A 17,556-nucleotide genomic window follows, 5' to 3' on the forward strand; every position below is an offset into this window, starting at 1 on the left:
ATCTTTGCAACTATACTTAAAAAGTGTAATGAAAACTTTCTTCCTATATATCGCCTTATTGTTCTCCCTGATTGTTTGTGCTCAAAACGAACAATTGGCGCAGAATTATTTTGATAAAGGAGAATTTGAAAAAGCACTCATTTCCTATCAGGAACTGTTAAAAACCCAAGCCAGTAACGGACTTTATTTCCAGAAAACCATCGATTGTTACCAACAATTACAACAATACGACAGTGCCGAAAAAGCCATTCAGGAACGTTTTTATAAATACAAACAAGCCCATCTTTTAGTCGAATTGGGTTACAATTTTCAACTGAAAAAAGACGAAAACAAAGCCATAAAACACTACGAACAAGCTTTGGACAGAATCAAAAAAAATCCAAACGAAGTATACAGTATTGCCGCAACTTTCGAGAGAAAAGTCCTGATTGATTATGCTTTGAAAGCGTATGAAATAGCACTAGGATTGGACTCGAAATTCAATTTCAATTTTCAAATGGCTTTGCTGTATGGACAAAAAGGCGATACGGATATGATGATTGAAAAATTTCTGGCAGAATCCTATGACAATCCGCAAAACCTGATTATGATCCAAAATCAGCTGTCTCGTTTTATGACAGAAGACGGAGAAACCAGTTTCAATGAATCCCTGCGAAAAGCATTGGTAATTCGAACACAGAAAAATCAGGATATTTTTTGGAACCAATATTTAAGCTGGTTTTATGTGCAGCAAAAAGAATACGGAAAAGCATTTATCCAGGAAAAAGCAATTTACAGACGCAATCCCGAAACTTTTTCGAATATTGTAAATTTAGCCCAGCTATCTATACAAGAAGGGGAACAGGAAACAGCTAAGGAAATTCTGACTTTCGTTTTAGAAAACACCCAAGATTTGGATTTGCAAATTCAGGCGCATTATTTTTTAATAGAAATGAAAATAAATAAAGCGCCGGAAAAGGATTTTAAAAGTATTGAAACCGAGTTAGAGCAACTTATCAAGCAATTTGGAATTAGTCCGTACTCGTTATCCCTGCAGATTTTGCAAGCCCATTTTGTGACTTTTAATCTGAAAAATTCCGAACAAGGGAAAGCCATTTTGAAAAGAGCTTTGGAGTTGCCTTTGAACCCATATCAAACGGCAGATGTCAAAATGGAATTGGCCGATATTTTGTTATTTGAAGAAAAATTCAACCAGGCATTGATTTATTATTCTCAGATTGAGGAGGATTTAAAAAACGATGTAGTCGGACACGAAGCAAGTTTGAAAGCGGCAAAAACCAGTTATTTCAAAGGAGATTTTGTTTGGGCTTTGAGTCAGTTTAAAGTATTAAAAACAGCTTCAACACAATTAATTGCCAATGATGCTTTAGAATATTTCCTGTTGATAAATGACAATACGGTAGCCGATTCGACACAAACCGCTTTGAAACAATTCGCACGAGCCGATTATTTGCTGTACCAAAATAAAAACAAGGAAGCATTGACGCAATTTCAGGCAATTTTGAAAAGTTTCAAAGGACAGGAAATCGAAAGCGTTACCTTGCTGCGGCTGGGGAAAACATATGAGAAACTCGGGGATTATAATTTGGCTTTAAGCCAATACCAAGCCATTATTGACCATCATCAAGACGGGATTTACATTGATGAAGCCTTGTATTTTTCGGCAGAAACTTATAACAAACAATTAAAAGATTTTGATAAAGCCAAGCCGCTTTATGAGAAAATAGTATTCAGTCACGAAGACAGTATTTATTTCATAGATGCACGAAAAAAATTCAGACAGCTTCGCGGAGACACGAATTTGTAATTAAAAATAAGGTTAGTAATACTTCGAAAAGTCGAGCAATCTAATAATCCAACAATCTAAATAATCAAAAAATGATAATTTATAACGTAACCATCAATATTCACGAAAGTGTTCACGACCAATGGATGACCTGGATGCAGGAAAAACATATTAATGATGTTCTGGCAACAGGAAAATTTACTTCGGCAAGGATGGTCAAAGTATTAATTGACGAAGAAATGGGCGGAGTAACGTATTCTATTCAATACACCACAGACAGTAAAGAAACTTTGCAACGGTATTACGACGAAGATGCGCCACGTTTACGCGAGGAAGGTCTGAAATTATTTGCTGACAAAATGCTTGCTTTCAGAACAGAATTAGAGTTGATATCGGAGCATTAATAGGTTTCGAATCCAGAATGCAGAACACAGTTTTTAGTCTCAGTTTACAACTTTGAGCTTTAAACTTTAAACTTTAAACAAAAAATGGAAAAAGTAAGAGCCAAAAAACATCTCGGACAACACTTCTTAAAAGATGAAAGCATCGCAGCCGCTATTGCTGACACTTTGAACTTTGAAGGGTACGAAGATGTATTGGAAATAGGTCCGGGAATGGGTGTTTTGACAAAATATTTGTTAGAAAAACCAATCAATACTTATGTGATTGAAATCGATACGGAATCAGTGACTTATTTAGATGAAAATTACCCAAAATTAAAGGATAAAATCATATCCAAAGATTTTTTGAAATACAATATCAACGAAATTTTCGAAGGCAAACAATTTGGGATTATTGGGAATTTCCCATACAATATTTCAACACAAATTGTTTTCCGGGCATTGGAATATCGCAATCAAATTCCGGAATTTGCCGGAATGTTCCAGAAAGAAGTAGCGGAGAGGATTTGTGAAAAGAAAGGGACAAAAGCCTACGGAATCCTGTCGGTTTTAGTTCAGGCTTTTTATGATGCCGAATATTTATTTACAGTGGATGAGCATGTTTTTAATCCGCCGCCAAAAGTAAAATCAGGCGTATTGCGTTTGCGCAGAAAGAAAGATTTCAGTTTGCCTTGCGGCGAAAAATTATTTTTCACGGTGGTGAAAACTGCTTTCCAACAGAGAAGAAAAACATTGCGAAACAGTTTAAAAACATTAAATCTCTCGGATAAATTGCGAGAAGACACTACCTTTGACCTTCGTCCGGAACAGTTGAACGTACAACAATTTATAGAACTTACCCAAAAAATAGAGGCCGATGCAGTTTAAAATCAGTAAAGAGCTTATTGTTCAAATAGAAGAACTTATTAAAAGTAAAAACGACCAGCAACTGGAAGTTTTACTGAATGATATGCACCATGCTGATATTGCTGAGATTTTCGACGCGCTCGATTTTGATGAGGCAACTTATATTTTTAAGGTTTTAGATAGCGAGAAAACCGCCGAAATCCTGTTGGAACTCGACGATGATTTACGAGAAAATATCTTAAGCCGCCTTTCGCCAAAAGAAATTGCGGAAGAACTTGATGAACTGGAAACCAATGATGCGGCTGATATTATCGCCGAACTTTCGCAAAGCAAAAAAACCGAGGTAATCTCCGAACTTCAAGACGTAGAACACGCCAAGGATATTGTCGATTTGCTGCGTTATGACGAGGATACCGCCGGGGGAATTATGCACAAAGAGTTGGTGAAAGTCAATGAAAACTGGAACGTTCTTACCTGCGTGAAAGAAATGCGAATACAAGCCGAAAATATTTCCAGAGTCCATTCGATTTATGTGGTCGATGACGAAAATCGATTGAAAGGCCGTTTGTCACTCAAGGATTTATTGACTACTTCCACCAAAACACCGATTAAAGAGGTATACATTACAAAATTAAACTCCGTAAACGTAGATACCGAAGACATTGAAGTCGCCCGGATTATGCAAAAATACGATTTAGAGGCTATTCCCGTGGTTGATGAACTGGGTCGATTAGTGGGCCGAATCACGATTGATGATATTATCGATGTTATCAAGGATGAAGCGGATGAAGATTACCAATTGGCTGCCGGTATCTCACAAGATGTCGAGGCCGATGACAGCATTTTGGAACTCACCAAAGCACGTTTGCCTTGGTTGGTATTAGCACTTTTAGGAGGATTCATCTCGGTTAAAGTGCTTGGCTTGTTTGAAGGCGCGATAACGCAACACGCCAATTTATTCTTTTTTACCCCATTAATTGCTGCGATGGCCGGAAATGTCGGGGTGCAATCTTCAGCAATTATTGTTCAGGGTCTGGCGAACAATGCATTGAGCGGTTCGTTATTCAACCGATTGATAAAAGAAGTGTCGCTGAGTTTGTTAAACGGAGTGATTCTGGCCACTATCTTGTTTTTAGGAAGTCATTTTCTTTTAAATGTTGAGATTAAAATTGGAGTTATTGTAGCCATTGCTTTAATTTCGGTAATTATTATTGCTTCGCTTATCGGAACATTTATCCCAATATTACTCGATAAATTCGGAATTGACCCCGCGTTGGCAACGGGTCCTTTTATTACTACAAGTAATGATATTTGCGGAATTCTGATTTATTTCTCTATTGCAAAACTGATTTTGGGATTTTAAATTTTAAAAAAAGATATCCTAAAAAGAGCATTTCACCTTACCTGTGCTGATGTCATAACATTTATTGCTTCATATTTAAAAATAGCTTGAAATTTTATATGTTAATTGATTATTATTATAACTTAATAATAATCAACTTTGTTGTTTTTATTCTCATAAAAACACGTAATATTATTACATTAACGTAAATTTTTATAGTTAATTTAAAGACAAGCTAACTCGAAATCGAAAGTCTATGACGCCAATTAATGCCATAATCATAACCGAAGAAAAAGATACTTTGATAATTTTAAAAAAATTCGAAGAGGAAAATTTTATGATTATGAAAATAATTGGGGAGGCATTTTCTATAAATGACGGAATAAATTTAATAAAGTCAAACAAACCGGATGTCGTTTTTTTAGATATTGCATTTAAAGATGATGCGTTTTTTGAAATGCTGGATCAATTAGAATTTAGTATTCCAAAGCTGGTCTTTATCTCAGCACAAGAAAAGTATGCCATAAAAGCGTTCAAACACAATGCCATTGATTTTTTATTAAAACCAATAGATTTTAATGCTATTATTTTAGCGGTTTACAAAGTAATCAAAAGGACAGAAATGGAACTTTCTTACCAGAATCAAAAAATTAATAATATTAATATTCTGAATTCTGTTAATCAGCCAAATGATTATGTGGCCGTTTCATCATTAGATAAAATTGAGCTGATTCCTATGTCGGAAATTATTTTCTGCCAGGCAGATGGGAAATATACTTATTTCGTTCTCTTAAATGGCAAAAAGATAATGTCCAGTAGAAATTTAGGAGAATACAGTACCATTTTGGACAACAATTATTTTTTTAGAATCCATCATTCTTACATAATTAATCTTCGGCATATCTCTAAAATTTCTAAAAAGGATGGTTATTTCTGTGAATTTCCAAATGGAATTATTTTACCGGTCGCCAAAAGAAGGCAGGACGATTTTAATAAATTTATTAAACTTAAAGAGTAATACTTTCAAGATGGCTCAATATATACAGACTGTAATGTTGCGTTATTTACCCAAAATCTACTTTAAAATTAATGGTGCCTATGAAAACTAAAATATTAATTGTCGAACATGACTCCAACGATATGGAGCTGATTCAACAGGAGTTAAAAAAAGGGAGCGTCAATTTTATTGCAGAAATTGTTCACACAAAAAAAGAGTATGAAAAGGCAATCCATAATTTTAAACCCGATATCATACTTTCCAATTATACCTTTCCTTCTTTTGACGGTTCTGCTGCATTTAAAATAAAAGAAAAGTTGGCGCCACAAACGCCTTTTATTTTTGTTTCTGAATCCATTGGGGAAGAAAATGCCATTGAATTTATCAGAAGCGGGGTTACTGATTTTGTGTTAAAAGAGCGCCTGTCTACTTTAACCACGAAAGTAAACCGAGCGCTAAAAGAAGCTGCCCTTAGTAACTTAAATGCGGAACAAAAGCAATCGGAAGAAAAACGGATGGAAGAATTGTGTCGAAACGAATCAAAATACGCCTCTTTAGTCGAGAGCAGTATGGATGCTATTCTTCTTACGGTAAAAGACGGACAAATTCTTGCCGCTAATACTGCTGCATGTGAAATTTTTAAAATGACACAAGACGAGATTTGCAACTCGGGAAGATTTGATATTGTAGATCATACAGATTTGCGGTTACAACCATTGTTAGAAGAACGCCATCGTACCGGAAAGGCAAAAGGCGAAATCACATTCAAACGTAAAGACGGAAGCAGATTTCCCGGAGAAATAACTTCTGTAGTGTTTACGGATACTTCTGGGCAAGAAAAAACGTCTATGACCATTAGAGATATAACTGAGAAAAAAACCTTAGAAAAATCTTTTGAAGTGGAGAGAAAGCGTTTTATGGATTTATACTTACAGGCGCCTTCAAGTATGGGAATTTTAAAAGGGCCAAACCATGTATATGAAATGGTGAATCCTCTATATCTCAAATTAATTGGCAGAAATAATGTTATAGGCAAAACAGTAAAAGAAGTTTTGCCAGAAGTGGAATCGCAAGGAGTATTAGAATTTTTAGATAAAGTGTATTTAACCGGGGAAACTTTTTTCGCAAATGAAAAACTTATTCAATTCGATCACGATAAAGAGGGTACGGGAAAATTAGTGGATACCTATCTAAATTTCATTTGTCAGGCACATAAAAATAATAAAGGTGAAATTGACGGCATTTTTTTCTTCGCTATAGACGTAACCGAACAGGTATTATCCCGAAAAAAGATAGAGGAAAGCGAAAAACGGTTCCGTGCCCTGATTGAAAAAAGTGAAGAAATGATCATGCTGACCAGTGCAGAAGGAAAATTGTTATACGGCAGTCCTTCCATCAGTAAAATTTTTGGCTATTCTGAAGAAGATGTTGCTCTAAAAAATATTTTAGAATTAATTCATCCGGATGATTTGACAGAATTTATAAAAAAGAGAACGAAGCTAGTTACAACTCCAGGAAAATCATTTTATTACCAACAACGAGTACGCCATAAAAACGGGAACTGGATTTGGTGCGAAAATACCATTACCAATTTGCTTCATGAGCCTGGTATTAATGCACTCGTAACAAACTTCAGAGACATAACGGAAAAGAAATTGACGGAAGAGCAAATGGAGTTTGATCAATACAATCTTAATGCTTTAATTAATAACACAGACGATTTGATGTGGAGTGTTAATAAAGATTACACTTTAATAACATCCAATAAGCCATTTGACGAAATGACCAGACATACTTCTGGTAAGACCATCCCAAAAGGGAGTAACATTCTTACTGGAATTACTCCAGAAGAAATAATTTTTTTTAAAAATAATTACAAGCGAGCTTTTACCGGAGAAACTTTTACAGAAATCATATGTAGTGGAAGTCCTGATGAAACCTGGTCCGAAATATCCTATTATCCTATCCGAAAAGGGAATGAAATTATCGGAACAGCCTGTCATTCCAGAAATATCACGGAACGCAAAAAAGCAAGACTTAATCTTGAACAACGGAATATAGAACTTGTTAAAACCAATTCAGAACTAGACCGGTTTGTATATAGCGTATCACATGATTTGCGCTCTCCGCTTACATCCATTTTAGGGCTGCTTTCTTTTATTGAAGATGAAAGCAAAGAGGGCGATACCCTTGAACACGTGGGGATGATCCGAAACAGTATCAACCGTCTGGATGAATTTATCAAAAATATTCTCAGTTACTCCCGAAACAACCGGACCACAATGGAAGTAGAAAAAATAGCACTCCAGGAAGGCATAACAGAAATCGTAAATTCACTTCACAGCATGAAGGAAGCAGAAGGAATTCTTTTCGAAATTGACATTCAGGAGCAGCAGTCTTTTTATTCTGACAGGATGCGCTTTAATACCATACTTGAAAATCTTATTTCCAATGCCATAAAATACCATAGGAAAGACAAAACAAACCGATATATAAAAATAGCCGGGCAGTCAGATCATGAAAAATTACAGCTCACTATAGCCGATAACGGTATCGGAATTGAGCCTGCGCATCATAACAAAATATTCGACATGTTTTTTCGTCTCTCAGGAAAAACAGACGGCTCCGGGATTGGATTATATATCGTGAAAAATACTGTTGAGAAAATGAAAGGCACAATTCAGGTCGAGTCTGAATTAGGAATCGGAACAACCTTTATTATTACACTAAAAAATTTAAAATCATGATAACAGCCATACCACCTAAATTTGAAACTGTAATGATTATTGACGACAATGTCATTGACCTCTATATTACCTCCCGCATGATTACTAAAAACAATTTTGGAAAAAAAGTGTTAGAGTATTCGGCTGCAGATGAGGCGCTAAAATATTTGCAGGACAATCAGGAAAATATTTCCGTTCTGCCTCAGGTAATTTTTATTGATATATACATGCCCGTGATGTCGGGTTTTGAATTTCTGGAGGGCTATGATAAACTACCGGAAGCTTTTAAAAACAATTGTAAGGCATACATTATTTCATCCACCATTGACAATTTTGATATTGCTTTGGCCCATAACGATAAAAATGTAGTTTCTTTTCAGGTAAAACCCATCACCAAAGAATTTCTTGACCGTATTAGTGTTGTCTAAGCGACTTTTTATCAATTAAAATCTAAAGGTTTAAGAGTCAAATTGATTTTTAAACCTTTAGACTTTTTATCTTCTATTGCTAACAGAAATTTTAAAATGTACATTTTAAAATGATGCTCCACTTTGGTTTTTTTCTGAAAAACAACTTTAAAGACCAGTTATTCCCATTAAAACACACTTATTACCTCTCGCTTTCTTATTTAAAAACAATCGCCTTAATTTGTATTGTATCTGATGTTTATTTGTCAGGACAACAGTGACTTGCGTAACATATTAACAGTTGTGGGAGTCAATTATTTTTTGAACTTGAACTTTTTATATGAAACACTTATTTATATTTTTAGCGATTTTTTTAATTTCACCAAGCATAATTTCATGTAATGATGAAGAGCCAATTTCTTCTAATTCCAATGTAACTTTTAAAGCGGTCTTAGATGGCGGCAATGGAGCAACAGGCACTGCTGTATTAACATTTAATGCAACAACAAAAATATTTTCACTCGCCGTGACATTTATTGGAGGGTCAGCCACTACGGCTCAGATATATAATGAGGGAGCAGGATCCAATGAACAGTTTGATTTTCATTTATCCGATTTAACCTCTCCGATAGCTTATACAAGTTTTGCTTTAGATGCAGTTCAGGAAGCCAATCTTAATGCCAATCTATATAGAATAAGCCTAAAAAACAGTGCATATCCTTATGGTGAAATATCCGGGATGCTAATTAAAGAGGGCACGACAGTAGGCGACGGCGGATCCCCACCTCCGCCACCTGGTTTAAATAAATAGTACAATATTTGGTTTCGGTTTTTTTAAAGCTTTACGTTCTTTTATAAAGAAAGTAAGGCTTTTGTTTTTTTGTCAAAAGAGGTTCATTAAACAAGGATTTATAAAACACTTTTTGTCCAATAAACTTTCTGTTTTCTAAAGAATCTGTGGGCAGATTTATTTTTAAATTTTTTTGTATAATTGAATTAGAAAGTGACACTTGACATCAAATTGGATTTTTCATGCTTGGAAGAAAACATTTGAACTTTTGTATTTGATGAAAATTATTTTGCATTTCAGAAATAGAATCAGGAACGTACCCAAAAAGTAATCCTTTCTTAAAGAGTTTTTTATAACTTTGAAATCTAAACAAACCACAACTTGAAACCTGAAACCATAAAAATCCTCCATATCGACGGCAACCATCCTTTGCTTTTGGAACAATTGCAACAAGCCGGCTTTACCAATCACGAAGATTTCACATCCACTAAAGAAGAAATTGAAGCCAAAATCCATGACTATCAAGGAATAGTTATTCGCAGTAGATTTAAAATCAACAAGGATTTTATGGATAAAGCCACCTCTTTGCAATTTATTGCCAGAGTCGGCGCTGGTCTGGAAAGCATCGATTGTGAGTATGCCGCAAGTAAAAACATTCAGCTCATAGCAGCTCCCGAAGGGAATAGAAATGCTGTTGGCGAACATGCGTTAGCACTGTTGTTGTCGCTTTTCAACAATCTCAATAAAGCCGACATGGAAATCAAATCAGGACATTGGAATCGGGAAAGGAACCGCGGCCATGAACTCGATGGCAAAACCGTTGGAATTATAGGCTACGGAAATATGGGAAAATCATTTGCCAAAAAATTGCGTGGATTCGATGTAGAAGTCTTGTGTTATGATATTTTGGAAAACGTAGGCGATACGAATGCAAAACAAGTTTCTCTTGAAGAATTGCAACAAAAAGCGGATGTATTAAGTCTTCATATTCCGTGGACTCCGAAAACAGACAAAATAATCAATGCCGATTTTATTCAGGTATTTGCTAAACCTTTCTGGCTGATTAATACTGCTCGAGGCAAAAATGTGGTTACAACAGATTTGGCCGAAGCCTTGCAGTCCGGAAAAATTCTAGGTGCCGGTTTGGACGTGTTGGAATATGAAAAAGGATCTTTTGAACACTTGTTTTTAGAAAACCACGTGCCGGAAGCTTTTCAATATTTATTAAAAGCAGACAATGTAATCCTGACACCACATGTTGCAGGATGGACTTTCGAAAGCCACGAAAAATTGGCCCAAGTCATTGTCGATAAAATCAAAGCGAAGTATTTTGGCAAAAACAAAGAAAGTGAAATTGAAAAACGCGTAACAGGAATTGGCGGAATTTTCTTTAAATCGAAAGATTCCAAAGCATTAGTGGCATGGTACGGAAAACATTTAGGACTAAAAACCGATGACTATGGTTCAACGTTTTGGTGGAAAGATAAAAACGGGAATGATTGCTCTACACAATGGTCGCCATTTTCTGAGGATACCACTTATTTTCAACCGAGCGAAAAACAATTTATGCAGAACTTTCGGGTTCACGATTTAGATAATCTGTTGATAAAACTAAAATCGGAAGGAGTCACAATTATAGGCGAAACTGAATCCTATGATTACGGGAAGTTTGGCTGGATTATGGATATCGAAGGAAATAAAATTGAACTTTGGGAACCAATTGATAAGGCATTTCTGTAAAATTGATTATTTTTATCCATTAATCAACCACCAAAACATTAAAAATGGAAAATTCAAGAGTCGAAGAATGGAATAAACCACAACCGAATTATCAGGATAATAAAAAAATAGCAGCGGGGCTTTTGGCGATACTTCTTGGGCCATTGGGAATTCACAAGTTTCTTTTGGGATATACGCAAGAAGGAATAATCTGGCTCGTAATCAGTCTTTTTACCTGCGGATCAGTAACCGCTATATTAGGGCTTATTGAGGGTGTGATTTATCTGACAAAATCGGATCAGGAATTTTATCAGACCTATCAAGTGAATAAAAAAGCCTGGTTTTAAGGAATAAAAAGAGGGGACAAATTTATTGAATTTGTCCCCTCTTTATTTATGAATGTGGAAATTAGGATTCTCCTTTTTCGGCTAATTTACGTTCCAATTCGGCCTGAAATTCTTCCATCACAGGTTTCATGGTGCTTTCCGGAATATCGGCAATTCGAATATACATCAAGCCGTCAACCGCATTGTTAAATTTTGGATCTACATTAAAAGCGACCACTCTCGCATTTTGTTTGATGTATTTTTTTATCAAAACAGGCAAGCGCAAACTTCCAGGTTCAAGCTCATCGATAATCTTGTCAAATTTGTTCAGATCCGATTCGGCTTCGTCAAAAATAAAATCTTTTTCGGCATCTTTCAGTTTTACTTTGTATTCCTTCTTGGGATGGATATATTGCGCAATGTAAGGATCATAGTAATTGGATTTCATGAATTCAATCATCAGCGATTTCGAAAAATCTGAAAATTGATTGCTGATACTCACGCCGCCAAGCAAGAATTTATGCTCCGGATAACGCAAGGTAGTATGAATGATTCCTTTCCAAAGCAAGAAAAGTGGCATTGGTTTTTGTTGGTATTCTTTGGTAATAAACGCACGACCCATTTCGATTGATGTGTGCATCATATCGTGTAATTCGGGTTCAAATCGGAAAAGTTCATTCAGATAAAAACCTTCCATCCCATATTTCGGATAAATTTCAGAACCTAAGCCCATGCGATAAGCACCTGCAATTTGTTTGGTGTCATCATCCCACAGAAACATTTGGTGGTAATATTGGTCATATTTGTCTAAATCTATCGACTCGTTTGTTCCTTCGCCGACTTCTCTAAAAGTAACTTCCCTTAAACGGCCAATTTCGTGAAGCACATTTGGAATTTTATTGGCTTCCGCAAAAAACACTTCGTAGTTTTTACTTTGCAACAATCGGCAATCAGTATTTCGCAAAGCATCGACCTCCTTAATCATGTTATCGGGACTTGCAGCGGTGACAATTTCCTTTGGATTTTTTGGAAGTTTTAAATTTGGCGTGGGTAAAAAAGGAATTTCTTTTTCAAATGGATTGGCTAATCGATAGGTTTTTCTTCTTAAAAAATCCGAATATTCCTCAATGGTTTTATGTTCGTTTTGCTCCGCAACCGAAATGGGTTTCCCTACACGAACTTTTATCACTCGATGTTTCTGGCTGAATACTTCCGAAGGCAATTTAGCCGTACGAAGGGTTCCGCCTATTCTGGAAAGCAGATAAAAAAACCGACTGTTTTTGGCATGAAAATAAATAGGAACAACAGGAACCTGTGCTTTTCGGATAACTTTTATGGCGCCTTCTTCCCAAGGTTTATCGACCATTAGTTTTCCGTCTTTATAGGTAGAAACTTCTCCGGCAGGAAACATTCCAAGCGGTTTTCCATCACTTAAATGACGCAACGTTTCCTTGATTCCAATCACACTGGATTTTACATCTTTATGATTTTCAAAAGGATTTACGGGCATGATATATTTTTTCAGAGGCTCAATGCGATGCAAAAGGAAATTGGCAATAATTTTAAAATTAGGCTCTCTTTCAAGCATTAATTTTAGCAATAAAACCCCGTCAATGCCTCCTAACGGATGGTTTGAAATTGTGATATAAGCGCCATCCTTAGGCAAACGTTTTAAATCTTCTTCCGGAATTTCGAATTTTATTTCAAGGTCATCCAATATAGCATTCAGGAATTCAAGATCCGTAAGATGCTTGTTCTTGTCATATATATCGTTAAGTCTGGAAATCTTAAGCACCTTCATCAGTAACCATCCCGAGAAAGTCCCAAAAATCCCGTATTTATCAGTATTTATTGCTTTCGCAACTTCTTTGGCGGTGACTAAACCCATTTATGATTTGTTTTTTGAGCAAGAGACAAAGATAGAAAAAAACTCGATTATCCAATGTGAGAGCGATTCGTTTTTCTTTGATTTTTCTGTATTGTACATTATACTTTTTTATTACATTTGGAACTATAAATTCTAAAAAAGTAATGAAAATTATTTCCTACAACGTTAACGGAATCCGTGCTGCCATTACTAAAGGTTTTCTCGAATGGTTGCAACAAGCCAATCCCGATGTAATTTGCCTTCAAGAAATAAAGGCAACCGAAGAACAAATTCCAGTATCCGATATTGAAAAAGCCGGTTATCCTTACCAATATTATTATCCTGCAACCAAAAAAGGATACAGTGGCGTGGCCATTTTATCAAAAATAAAGCCTAATAATATTGTTTTCGGAACAGGAATCGAACACATGGATTTCGAGGGAAGAAACCTTCGTGTCGATTTTGACGATCTTTCGATAATGAGTTTGTATCTGCCTTCCGGAACAAATATGGACCGTTTGGGACATAAGTTTATGTATATGGATGATTTTCATAATTACATCCACAATTTAAAAAGCGAATTGCCTAATTTGGTTATTTGCGGTGATTATAACATTTGTCATCAGGCCATAGATATTCATGATCCGATCCGCAATGCAAAAGTTTCCGGATTTCTTCCTGAAGAACGAACTTGGTTAGACGGATTTATGAAAAATGGATTTATTGACAGTTTCCGTCATTTCAACAAAGATCCGCACCATTATAGTTGGTGGAGTTACAGAGCAGGAGCACGAGGGAACAATAAAGGTTGGCGTATCGATTATAATTTGGTTAGCGAACCTTTACGGGAAAAATTAAAAAGAGCCGTTATTTTGCCCGAAGCCAAACATTCCGACCATTGTCCGATTTTAGTGGAATTAGAATAAAAACAGAAAAACCAAATCTTAAAAACCATAAAAAATGATAAAGAAAGCAGCTCTTGGAATAGCAGTATTAGCCTTGACTACATCGTGTGTGTCCAAAAAAGTGTTTAATGATTTAGAAACTAAATTCGCAGATTTAAAAAAAGAAAACCGTCATACCGCGGATCAGAATGATAGTATTACGAAAGCTAAAAATCAATTGGATTTAGATTATATCGCATTGAAGTCGAATTATGATAAAACGAAATCGGAACGTGATAAATTAGCCGCTGATTATGCTGCTGCGGATAAAAACCTGAAAACATTACAGGCTTCATACAAAGCATTGGAAAAAAACAGCGATGAATCTTTGCAGGCTAATATGGCTAAAAACCGTGAATTATTAGCGCAATTAGAGTCAAAAGAAAAAGCATTAGCTAGCGAAAAAGATCGTTTAAACAAATTAAATGCTGATTTAAAAGACCGTTCAGATAGAGTAAATGAATTGGAAAGCATGATTGCGGCAAAAGAAGCAAGCATGAATAAACTTAAAGAAACCCTGTCTAAATCCTTAAAAGCCTTTGAAGGAAAAGGATTGACTGTAGAATATAAAAATGGAAAAGTGTATGTTTCTATGGAAAATAAATTGCTTTTCGAATCCGGAAGTTGGGCAGTTGGAACTGAAGGTAAAAAAGCAGTTGTTGCCGTTGGAAAAGTTCTTGGCGATAATCCTGAAATTGCGGTTTTGATCGAAGGACATACTGATAACGATAAATTTGGAGGATCAGTGGGTCAAATCGAAAACAACTGGGATCTTTCTACAAAAAGAGCCACAGCGATTGTTAACATTCTTACAGAAAACAAAGCCATTGACAAAAAGAATTTAACTGCAGCCGGAAGAGGAGAATATGCACCATTAATGAGTAATGATGCACCAGAAGGAAAAGCAAAAAACCGTAGAATCGAAATTATTCTGACACCAAAATTAGACGAAATTTCAAAAATGCTAAATGAGATTTAATTTAAGGGATTAAGTTTCTTAGAAACAAAGGTTCAGAGTTTTTACTCTGGACCTTTTCTTTTGGGAACAACCTTTGTACCTTTGCGTCTTTGTCTCTCAGAACCACATAAATGAAATATACCACATTACCCAATACCAATATAAAAGTCAGTAAAATTTGCCTTGGAACCATGACTTTTGGCCAGCAAAACTCTGAATCGGAAGCGCATGCACAAATAGATTTTGCTATTGATAAAGGAATTAATTTTATTGATACTGCCGAAATGTATTCGACGCCAGCGAGATCAGAAACGTATGGCGCAACCGAAGAAATCATCGGGAATTGGTTCAAAAAAACCGATAAAAGAGAAGCTGTTGTTTTGGCTACAAAAATCGGCGGACCCAACCGCGGATTAGAATACATGCGTGACGATTTGCAATTCAACGCAAAAACGCTTTCGCTTTCGGTAGAGAAAAGCCTGCAACGCCTGCAAACGGATTACATCGATTTGTACCAATTGCATTGGCCGGAACGTAAATCGAATATGTTTGGACAACGAGGATTTAAGGTTCAAAATGATGAATGGGAAGATAATTTCCAACAGGTTTTAGAGAATTTGCACGTTTTAATCCAACAGGGAAAAATTAGAAATATTGGAGTTTCCAATGAAACACCTTGGGGTCTGATGCGCTTCTTGGAAGAAAGCAGAAAGCATAATTTGCCAAAAATTGCGACTATTCAAAACCCTTATTCGTTATTGAACAGAACTTTTGAAGTGGGCTTGTCCGAAGTTTGTCACCGTGAAAATGTTGGTTTATTAGCCTATTCTCCAATGGCTTTCGGGGTTTTATCAGGAAAGTTTTTAACGGGTGAACCGCATCCTAATGCGAGAATTAATTTATTTCCGCAATTTTCCAGATACAACAGTGAAAATACCAGAGAAGCATCAAAAAAATACAGTGAAATTGCCAAAAAATTTGGATTAACTCTTACCGAATTGTCATTGGCTTTTATTGAGCATCAATCCTTTGTGACGAGCACGATTATTGGCGCAACTAATCTGAAACAATTGGAAGAAAACATCAATACGATTGCTATTTCCCTATCGGAAGAGATACTTCAGGAAATTGAAAACATTCAAAATTTAATTCCGAACCCGGCGCCTTAATTTTTAATCGTTAATTTAGAACTGTAATTTGCTCCTGATTTGTCTTTAATATACAACAAATAAATGCCGTTTTTTAATGAAGTGGTATTTATGGCATTGCCATCAGAATCTAAAGACTGACTTAGCAAAAGCTTTCCTGTAATATCTGAAATGGTAACCAATACAGGGAAATGAATAGTGGCTGTTTTGATAAAAACTTCGGAAGTTGCAGGATTCGGATACAGATTAAAACTGCCTTTACTAAAAGTATTCACGCCAAGAGAAGTGTCAATTAATTTATAAATGATACCCGAAGTTTTTCCGGCCAAATAAAGTTCTCCATTAAGGTCTTCGCCAAAAGAGGTAAAATTTGTCCCGGAAAATGCGGTCGACCAAGTAATGGCTCCGGCGGTATTTAACATTCCGATTTGGTTGTTGCAATAATCCGCAAAGAAATATTTAGTTTGAAAATTTGGATATATGGTGCCGGTATAAACATATCCGCCAGTTATGGAACAGCCACCCGTTGCCGAGTGGGTATATTGTGCAACAGGCATCGTCATCGTTCCTATTGGCGCACACCCAGTCGTGTTAAAAGCGGTATTGCCTTCATAACAACGCCAGCCAAAATTTAAGCCGGCAGTTAACGGACTTATTGTTTTATTTATTTCTTCCACAGCATTCTGACCGACATCAGCAATCCATAAATCGCCGGTTAAACGATTAAAAGAAAACTTCCAGGGATTTCGTAGTCCTAAAGCCCAGATTTCATCATTTCCTGCAATGCCAACATAAGGATTTGTCGGAGGGATTCCATAAGGTGAGCCGGAATTCACATCAATTCGCAGCATTTTTCCGAGATTTTCATTGATGTTTTGCGCTCTGTTTTCAGGATCACCGCCACTGCCACCATCGCCCATTCCGATATATAAATAACCATCAAAACCAAATTTGATACTGCCGCCATTATGATTGGCGTACGGTTGCGTTATGGTTAATAAAATAGTTGCACTTAATGGATTGGCCACATTTGGATTTCCAGCATCAACGGAATATCTTGCAATAACAGTATTTCCTGCCGTATTGGTATAATTCACATAGAAAAAACCATTGGTTGCATAATTTGGATGAAAAGCCAATCCCAACAATCCTCTTTCGCCTCCGGAAGAAATGATTGCACTAGTGAGTGTAAGGAAATTGGTAGCATTTGTGGTTCCATTTATATTTAAAATTTTTATGGCTCCGCCCTGTTCAACTATAAATAATCTGGAATCTCCGGGAGGGTGCGCAATCTCTACC

Annotated in this window: 14 protein-coding genes and 1 pseudogene; 13 read left to right on the forward strand and 2 right to left on the reverse strand. The window is 36.1% G+C overall.

The genetic code is table 11. The features are described from left to right. Positions 1-28: 28 nt before the first annotated feature. From VI621_RS09870 to VI621_RS09915, 10 genes and pseudogenes are all read left to right on the forward strand, one after another. Complete coding sequence (locus VI621_RS09870) at positions 29-1,807, forward strand: tetratricopeptide repeat protein (RefSeq protein ID WP_324218216.1); 1,779 nt, start codon at positions 29-31, stop codon at positions 1,805-1,807. A gap of 71 nt (positions 1,808-1,878) precedes the next feature. After that, on the forward strand, positions 1,879-2,190 hold the full coding sequence (locus tag VI621_RS09875; RefSeq protein WP_324218217.1) for a DUF4286 family protein: 312 nt from the start codon (positions 1,879-1,881) through the stop codon (positions 2,188-2,190). Positions 2,191-2,274: 84 nt separating this feature from the next. Continuing rightward, on the forward strand, positions 2,275-3,054 hold the full coding sequence (rsmA, locus tag VI621_RS09880; protein ID WP_324218218.1) for a 16S rRNA (adenine(1518)-N(6)/adenine(1519)-N(6))-dimethyltransferase RsmA: 780 nt from the start codon (positions 2,275-2,277) through the stop codon (positions 3,052-3,054). After that, positions 3,044-4,396, forward strand: coding sequence for a magnesium transporter (gene mgtE / locus VI621_RS09885; RefSeq protein ID WP_324218219.1), 1,353 nt, complete (start codon positions 3,044-3,046; stop codon positions 4,394-4,396). Before rsmA ends, mgtE begins: the two co-directional genes overlap by 11 nt. Positions 4,397-4,631: 235 nt before the next feature. Then, positions 4,632-5,393: a LytTR family DNA-binding domain-containing protein gene (locus VI621_RS09890; RefSeq protein ID WP_324218220.1), complete on the forward strand. Its 762-nt coding sequence runs from the start codon at positions 4,632-4,634 to the stop codon at positions 5,391-5,393. An 80-nt stretch (positions 5,394-5,473) separates the two neighbouring features. After that, positions 5,474-8,119, forward strand: a complete 2,646-nt coding sequence (locus VI621_RS09895; protein ID WP_324218221.1) for a PAS domain S-box protein — start codon at positions 5,474-5,476, stop codon at positions 8,117-8,119. Next, a complete protein-coding gene (locus VI621_RS09900) occupies positions 8,116-8,526 on the forward strand; it encodes a response regulator (RefSeq protein WP_324218222.1) in 411 nt (136 codons plus the stop codon). The genes VI621_RS09895 and VI621_RS09900 overlap by 4 nt, the downstream gene beginning before the upstream one ends. A gap of 319 nt (positions 8,527-8,845) precedes the next feature. Next, complete coding sequence (locus VI621_RS09905) at positions 8,846-9,316, forward strand: CHRD domain-containing protein (protein WP_324218223.1); 471 nt, start codon at positions 8,846-8,848, stop codon at positions 9,314-9,316. Positions 9,317-9,676: 360 nt separating this feature from the next. Further along, positions 9,677-10,636, forward strand: a pseudogene (locus VI621_RS09910) (2-hydroxyacid dehydrogenase); the annotation flags it as partial. Positions 10,637-11,079: 443 nt separating this feature from the next. Further along, positions 11,080-11,361 (forward strand): TM2 domain-containing protein, encoded by a 282-nt coding sequence (locus VI621_RS09915; protein ID WP_324218224.1) that lies wholly within the window; start codon positions 11,080-11,082, stop codon positions 11,359-11,361. Positions 11,362-11,422: 61 nt separating this feature from the next. On the opposite strand, the gene VI621_RS09920 is transcribed toward VI621_RS09915, so the two are convergent. Further along, positions 11,423-13,228: a lysophospholipid acyltransferase family protein gene (locus VI621_RS09920; protein ID WP_324218225.1), complete on the reverse strand. Its 1,806-nt coding sequence runs from the start codon at positions 13,226-13,228 to the stop codon at positions 11,423-11,425. Positions 13,229-13,371: 143 nt separating this feature from the next. On the opposite strand from VI621_RS09920, the gene VI621_RS09925 reads away from it, so the two are divergent. The 3 genes from VI621_RS09925 to VI621_RS09935 all read left to right on the forward strand — a co-directional run bounded on the left by VI621_RS09925 (position 13,372) and on the right by VI621_RS09935 (position 16,278). Then, positions 13,372-14,133, forward strand: coding sequence for an exodeoxyribonuclease III (locus VI621_RS09925; protein WP_324218226.1), 762 nt, complete (start codon positions 13,372-13,374; stop codon positions 14,131-14,133). A gap of 34 nt (positions 14,134-14,167) precedes the next feature. Next, positions 14,168-15,130 carry an OmpA family protein gene (locus VI621_RS09930; protein ID WP_324218227.1) on the forward strand — a complete coding sequence of 321 codons (963 nt, stop codon included), beginning with the start codon at positions 14,168-14,170 and terminating at the stop codon, positions 15,128-15,130. Between the two features lie 110 nt (positions 15,131-15,240). Beyond that, a complete protein-coding gene (locus tag VI621_RS09935; protein WP_324218228.1) occupies positions 15,241-16,278 on the forward strand; it encodes an NADP(H)-dependent aldo-keto reductase in 1,038 nt (345 codons plus the stop codon). Here VI621_RS09935 and VI621_RS09940 read toward each other — a convergent pair. Beyond that, positions 16,275-17,556: PQQ-dependent sugar dehydrogenase (locus VI621_RS09940; RefSeq protein WP_324218229.1), on the reverse strand; the 1,282-nt coding region annotated here is incomplete at its 5' end. The genes VI621_RS09935 and VI621_RS09940 overlap by 4 nt on opposite strands.

This window comes from Flavobacterium sp., from assembly GCF_035292545.1.
Taxonomy (GTDB): domain Bacteria; phylum Bacteroidota; class Bacteroidia; order Flavobacteriales; family Flavobacteriaceae; genus Flavobacterium.

Bases quoted from the DNA above. Each gene is read 5' to 3' on its own strand.
- VI621_RS09870 (WP_324218216.1), top strand. From the start codon at position 29: ATGAAAACTTTCTTCCTATATATCGCCTTATTGTTCTCCCTGATTGTT.
- VI621_RS09875 (WP_324218217.1), top strand. From the start codon at position 1,879: ATGATAATTTATAACGTAACCATCAATATTCACGAAAGTGTTCACGAC.
- rsmA (WP_324218218.1), top strand. From the start codon at position 2,275: ATGGAAAAAGTAAGAGCCAAAAAACATCTCGGACAACACTTCTTAAAA.
- mgtE (WP_324218219.1), top strand. From the start codon at position 3,044: ATGCAGTTTAAAATCAGTAAAGAGCTTATTGTTCAAATAGAAGAACTT.
- VI621_RS09890 (WP_324218220.1), top strand. From the start codon at position 4,632: ATGACGCCAATTAATGCCATAATCATAACCGAAGAAAAAGATACTTTG.
- VI621_RS09895 (WP_324218221.1), top strand. From the start codon at position 5,474: ATGAAAACTAAAATATTAATTGTCGAACATGACTCCAACGATATGGAG.
- VI621_RS09900 (WP_324218222.1), top strand. From the start codon at position 8,116: ATGATAACAGCCATACCACCTAAATTTGAAACTGTAATGATTATTGAC.
- VI621_RS09905 (WP_324218223.1), top strand. From the start codon at position 8,846: ATGAAACACTTATTTATATTTTTAGCGATTTTTTTAATTTCACCAAGC.
- VI621_RS09915 (WP_324218224.1), top strand. From the start codon at position 11,080: ATGGAAAATTCAAGAGTCGAAGAATGGAATAAACCACAACCGAATTAT.
- VI621_RS09920 (WP_324218225.1), bottom strand. From the start codon at position 13,228: ATGGGTTTAGTCACCGCCAAAGAAGTTGCGAAAGCAATAAATACTGAT.
- VI621_RS09925 (WP_324218226.1), top strand. From the start codon at position 13,372: ATGAAAATTATTTCCTACAACGTTAACGGAATCCGTGCTGCCATTACT.
- VI621_RS09930 (WP_324218227.1), top strand. From the start codon at position 14,168: ATGATAAAGAAAGCAGCTCTTGGAATAGCAGTATTAGCCTTGACTACA.
- VI621_RS09935 (WP_324218228.1), top strand. From the start codon at position 15,241: ATGAAATATACCACATTACCCAATACCAATATAAAAGTCAGTAAAATT.